The organism is Phenylobacterium sp. (genome assembly GCF_028290885.1).
Classification (GTDB): domain Bacteria; phylum Pseudomonadota; class Alphaproteobacteria; order Caulobacterales; family Caulobacteraceae; genus Phenylobacterium.
Genome location: NZ_JAQGIZ010000304.1, coordinates 1 through 5,125 on the forward strand (window position 1 = coordinate 1; position 5,125 = coordinate 5,125).

The 5,125-nt window shown below is 68.2% G+C and carries 6 protein-coding genes; 2 read left to right on the top strand and 4 right to left on the bottom strand.

The genetic code is table 11. The features are described 5' to 3' along the window. The 3 genes from JWP28_RS19975 to JWP28_RS19985 form a co-directional block, all read right to left on the bottom strand. On the bottom strand, nt 1-626 hold a 626-nt coding region (locus JWP28_RS19975), incomplete at its 3' end, for a hypothetical protein (protein ID WP_299545608.1). A gap of 161 nt (nt 627-787) precedes the next feature. Further along, complete coding sequence (locus JWP28_RS19980; RefSeq protein WP_299545609.1) at nt 788-1,684, bottom strand: hypothetical protein; 897 nt, start codon at nt 1,682-1,684, stop codon at nt 788-790. 182 nt (nt 1,685-1,866) lie between these two features. Beyond that, complete coding sequence (locus JWP28_RS19985) at nt 1,867-2,181, bottom strand: hypothetical protein (protein WP_299545610.1); 315 nt, start codon at nt 2,179-2,181, stop codon at nt 1,867-1,869. A gap of 254 nt (nt 2,182-2,435) precedes the next feature. Between JWP28_RS19985 and JWP28_RS19990 the strand changes: the two genes are divergently transcribed. Beyond that, nucleotides 2,436-2,636: a hypothetical protein gene (locus JWP28_RS19990; protein WP_299545611.1), complete on the top strand. Its 201-nt coding sequence runs from the start codon at nt 2,436-2,438 to the stop codon at nt 2,634-2,636. A gap of 282 nt (nt 2,637-2,918) precedes the next feature. Then, entirely contained in the window at nt 2,919-3,554 is a 636-nt protein-coding gene (locus JWP28_RS19995; protein ID WP_299545612.1) for a PepSY domain-containing protein, read from the top strand. 47 nt (nt 3,555-3,601) lie between these two features. Here JWP28_RS19995 and JWP28_RS20000 read toward each other — a convergent pair. Further along, nucleotides 3,602-5,125 (bottom strand): amylo-alpha-1,6-glucosidase (locus tag JWP28_RS20000; protein WP_299545613.1); only part of this gene is annotated, 1,524 nt, incomplete at its 5' end.

The following is a 5,125-nucleotide window of genomic DNA, read 5'->3' on the forward strand; positions in this document are numbered from 1 at the left end:
GCCATGGCGTAGCCTTGGCTCTCCGCCTCGCTGGGATTGAGGATCAGCCGGCCGTCGCCCTCGCCCGGCCGCGGCAGCTCGACGATCCAGCGCCGCACGCCCAGCGATAGCAGCGGATTGCCGACCCGGCCCGGGGCCATGTCGATCCCCAGGATCGCCTTGAAGCCCTCGCCCGGCAGGCCGTCGCTGGCGATGCCGTATTGCGGGAGCGTGGTGCGCGAGGCCGGACAGCGCGGCAGGTAGGCGTAGCAGCCGATGGACCTGATCAGGTGGACCGGCGCGGTCCCCCTGGCGTCGCCCATGACAAGCGCCGCCTCGCCCACCACGCCCTCGTAGCGCGAGCCGGACGCGTAGCCGTAGCTCTCCGGCTCGGCGCTGGCCGTGGCGTCGGCTGGGCCCAGCGCGCCCGGCAGGATGCGCAGGCCGGTGGAGCCGGTGTCGAGGCTGACCAGCATCGCGGTGCGGCCAATGCTGATCGGCACGGCGTAGCGCCGTGCGCCGTTGCTCAGCCGCACCTCGCGGATGGCGACCTCGGTGCGGGACGCCGGCGCCGCGTGGGCCGCAGCGGCGACACTCAGCGTCAGGGCGATCAGGATGAGCCAAGGACGGACCATGTCGCCGGCCATCTGACACCTCCCCGCCTCGACCGGCAATCGGCCGGCCACCGCGCCACAACCGCATATTGAAACGCGTCGCCTCACCGCTATAGCTAGGCGCATGACCGACGCGCCGGCGACCGCCCAGACAGCGCCGCTCGGCCAGGCCTTTGGCGCTGATGTGGAAAAGGTTAATGCCGCGGTGACGAACGATCGCTGCGTGGCGGCGGCCTGCCAACGTCGATGGCGCCCGACCGCGGGTGCATTGAGCGGCTGAGAAGCGTTCGACCCGTATGGGTCATGACCTGCTGCCTTATGCGCATGAAACGGGGTTGCGCGCCGCAATTCGGCCCGCCGCAGTGCACGATGGTCGGGTGGCAAAACACCATGTCACCGGGTTCGCCGGTCAGTTCGACGACGCGGACCGGCACGCCGTCGATCTCCGTTTCGACCTCCATGAAGGACGCAATCCGGTCGGGAGGCGACGGAGCCTTGCCGGCCAGCGCCATGAGCCAGGGATGCGAGCGATGGAAGAGGTCGCGACGGGTCGCGGCGTCGCCTTGCCATTCGTCCGACGCGAGCGCGGCTTCCTGCCGCATCAGCAAGCGCGGGGAGCCCGAGAGCAGCAGGGTGCCGCCGCTGCGCGCCGCCACCGACCCGACGAAGCTGACGACGAAAAGGGCGTTGAGGGCGTTGCTGTGCCAACCGCAAGGACTGTCCCAGTGCCAGAGTTCAGTCGGCACATCCCACGCGCCGGGCTGCGGAAATGTAACGAGTGCGCGGCCCCAGTCGCGGGGCGGCCGCCAATTGCCCGCCCCCAGCAGGTCGTCGATCACCCCGCGGACGCGCGGCGTCGCGATCCTCTGCTGGATGGGGCTGTGCTTGGCGCGTTTCAGATCGCCCAGGATCGGGCGCCAGGTGGCGCGGTCGTCGCGCCTTATGCCGTGAGCCTCTGACAGCTCGGACCACCACTCATGCTGCATGGCCAGCGCATCGTCGGGCGAGAACGCACGCCTGACGATCAGATATCCTTCGTCGTGGAAGCGGCTGATCTCCGCGGCGGAGAGTGTCGTGGGAGCTGAGCGCACGGGTCCGTCTCGCAAATGACGGCGCCCCGCAGCAGATATCCCGCGCCGGCCGGAGCCAGGGCGTTCAATCTACCGCAGGGCGGCACCCCACGGCCCACCGCGAGACGCGGTGAACGATAGGCCATGTTCCGCGGCGACGATCCCACCGTCAAGAGGCGGTCGGCTCAGGGCCTCATTCCGCGTCAGTCCGCTTCGCTGACCACCTCGGTCGGACGGTAGCTTGCCACGAGGTCCTCATGCTCCAGTGAGCGAACCGCTCGTACAACGTTCAGCCTGGTGAACAGGTGCTTCGCCCGGCGGCCCGCGCGCGGCTGAGCTGGAGGCCGCAACAGGGAGAGGTCGAGCGCTGCGCCGACGGTCAACACCTTGAATCCCGCGCCGGTCTCCTGAACGAGGACGTAGTTTCCTGCGCTCGGCAGATGCGATGCGCCCTCCGGCCGACGCCGGAAGCGATACGACGCCCCGGACGCGCCCTGAAGCTCAATGAAATCCTGCATTCTGACTCTATGCTGTGCGCGGTGATCGACGGGGCGCAAATTACGAACGAGCGATCATTCTGACCTGCCTGGCGACCGCGGCGCGCCCGGGCCGCGGACGCCGTCATCTTCCCACTAGTCGTGACGACAAGAAGGCGGCGTCGCTACGCGGGGTAGCGCCCGATGGGTCGAAAAACAAGCGTCACAACAGTATCTCTTGGCAGGCTTCGAGACTCGCGACCTTATCCCGATCGGGGGTGTTGAGAGTTTGTGAGATGAGCGAAGCAACTTTTATGTCGTTTGTTCCGAAGGCGAGGAGCGGCGAGCTGCGGCAAACCTTGATGACGGAAGACACGGGTGAGTTGCGGTGGCGTGAGCGTCGCACGTTTTCCGGCAGTGAGTTCTACTTCACCGGCCCCACCGAACTGGCGCGCAAAACCCACATCTACGTCACCCAGTGGCTGATTTCCGGCTGATCTGACGGCTGACGAGCTCGCTCTGGCGGAGGCTGCGCCTTAGCGCCGGGGCGCGGACCTTGGGCTCCGTCCGGGAAGCCTGCGGCCTGACGGAAAACTGATCTGCGTCATCGCGCACGATTGTCTCCGGCTGCATGTCGAGGGTCCCGCCTCGAGAGCTTCGGAGATTCATGCTGGCCGCCCACGCGGGCCCTCGCGCCAAAAGCTGACCGTCGTCAGGGCGCGCGGCGGTTGCGACCGCCACCATGGCTGCGGTCGGAGGCGGAAAGCGAAGGGGTAGAGATGTTCAGAGCGCTTTTGATCGCGACGGCCACGGCCGTTGCGCTGCCGGCCGCCGGCCACTGGACGCCCGTCCACGCCCAACCGGCCGCGGTGGCGCCGGTCGACAATCCCTGGAAACTTGTGACCAAGGAAACCCTGCCGCTGGCCGTCGTCGCGGCCGAGAAGTTCAGCGGCGGGCGGGTGCTGGAAATCCGGTTCCGGACCCATCATGGAGTCCCGGGCTTCGACGCTGTGGTGGCCAAAAACCGCGCCTTCAGCCATCTGCGGATCGACATCCCCTCGAACCGGGTGGCGGTGATCGCCGAGACCGAGATCCCCGCTTGGATGGCCAGCTGGGTGCTCAAGGCCGACGCCAGGAGCCTCGAAAAGGCCAGGCTGCACCTGGCCGACGCGGTATTGAAGGCCGAGGAGATCGCCGATGCTCCAGCGGTGGACGCCGGGATCGCCAAGCCCCTGACGGGCGATAACGCGGTGCTGGCTTACGATGTCGAGGTGATCAGGAACAACCGGCCCGAACGGGTGGTGATCGACGCCGTCACCGGCCTGAAGATCGCCGATCCCGACCAGCTCCTGGAGGGCTGGACACCCGAACAGGCGCTCCATGAATCGCTGAAGAAGGTCGCCCCGCCCCGCTGAGCCGCGCTGCTCAAGGCTCCTTGCGCAGGTCCAGGGCGCCGCCGGCGCTACGCGGCCGACACGGACGACGACGTGCAGGCAAGCGCCGGACCCGAGGCAAAGGCCAGCGGCCGAACGCGGCTGCGGTCGCCTTTCAGCACTTCCCATAGCGTCGCCGGGCCGTCGCGCCAGAAGCGGAGGTCGAACGACAGCCGGTCGAGGCGCACGTCACGCACGACCAGGTCCGGCATCCAGTCGGGCAGCGCCGGATCCAGGTACAGCACCCCGTCGGGTGCATCGGGCTGCAAGCCCAGGAACATCTGCAGGAACGAGAAACACGACCCCGCCGCCCACGCCTGTGGTGTGTTGGCGCCCAGGTATTGCACCGGGAAGGTCGTGGGCGAGCGGGACAGGCCCGCATAGAGCTCGGGAAGCTGGTGCTGCTGGAAGTAGGACGCCGCGCCGCTGATGCCGCGGGCGACGTGGGCCGCCTCCTCCACGAAGCCATATCGCCTGAAGCCCAGCGCGATCAGGCCGTTGTCGTGGGGCCAGACGGAGCCGTTCTGGTAGGAGTTCGGATTGTAGGCCGGATGGTCGGACGACAACGTCCGGATCCCCCAGCCCGTCCACATGTCCGGCGCCATCAGCCGCTTCACCACCCGGGCCGCGCGGTCCGGCGGCACGATGCCCGACCAGAGGCAGTGGCCGGGATTGGAGGTGACGCTCATGACCTTGGCCTTCTCCCCGTCGAGGGCGAAGGCGTAGAAGCCGCTGGCCTCGTCCCAGAAGACGTCGTTGAACCGCTCGAACAGTTCGGCGGCCTTGCGGCGCAACCGGCCGGCCTTGGCCTTCCGGCCCAGGGCGTCGTAGATGTCGGCCATGCGCAGCCAGGCGTCGTAGACGTAGCCCTGCAGTTCGCAGAGCGCCTTCGGACCCTTCACCAGCGACCCGTCGGGATAGACCAGCGCCTCGCCGGAGTCCTTCCAGCCCTGGTTCTCGTACCCGGCCTCCGAGCGGGTCTGGTATTCCTGGAAGCCGTCGTTGTCGCGGTCGCCATACCGGTCGATCCAGGCCAGGCAGCGCTCGGCGGCCGGCAGGTAGCGTTCGAGCAGGCCGTTGTCGCCGGTGCTGCGCCAGGCGCTGTGCAGGACGATCAGGTAGAGCGGCGTCGCATCGGCGGTCCCGTAGTACGGGGTGTGCGGGATCAGCTTGAAGTGGGCCAGTTCGCCGGTCCGCAGCTCATGCATGATCTTGCCGGGCTCGGCGTCGCGCCAGTCGTCGCGCTTGTGGGCCTGATACCGGCCCAGGACGTCGAGGGCGCCGCGCGCGAAGTCCGGATAGATCATCGCATTCTGCAGCGAGACGATCAGGCTGTCGCGGCCGAACAGGCACACGAACCAGGGGACGCCCGCCGCCGGCACGAACTGCATGTGGTCCGTGCCCTCGAACGGCAGGCGCAGCGCGGCCATGTCGGCGACGGCTTGGCGGTAGTAGCGGTAGAACTCCTCGTTGCTGGTCTGCAGCTTCACCACCCCGGCTTCCCACGCGTCGAGGCGAGCGGCCAGGTGGGAGTCGTGGGCGCCCTCGACGCA

Excerpts from the sequence above, each read along its gene's own strand:
- JWP28_RS19995 (WP_299545612.1), top strand. The coding sequence starts at position 2,919 with ATGTTCAGAGCGCTTTTGATCGCGACGGCCACGGCCGTTGCGCTGCCG.
- JWP28_RS19990 (WP_299545611.1), top strand. The coding sequence starts at position 2,436 with ATGAGCGAAGCAACTTTTATGTCGTTTGTTCCGAAGGCGAGGAGCGGC.
- JWP28_RS19985 (WP_299545610.1), bottom strand. The coding sequence starts at position 2,181 with ATGCAGGATTTCATTGAGCTTCAGGGCGCGTCCGGGGCGTCGTATCGC.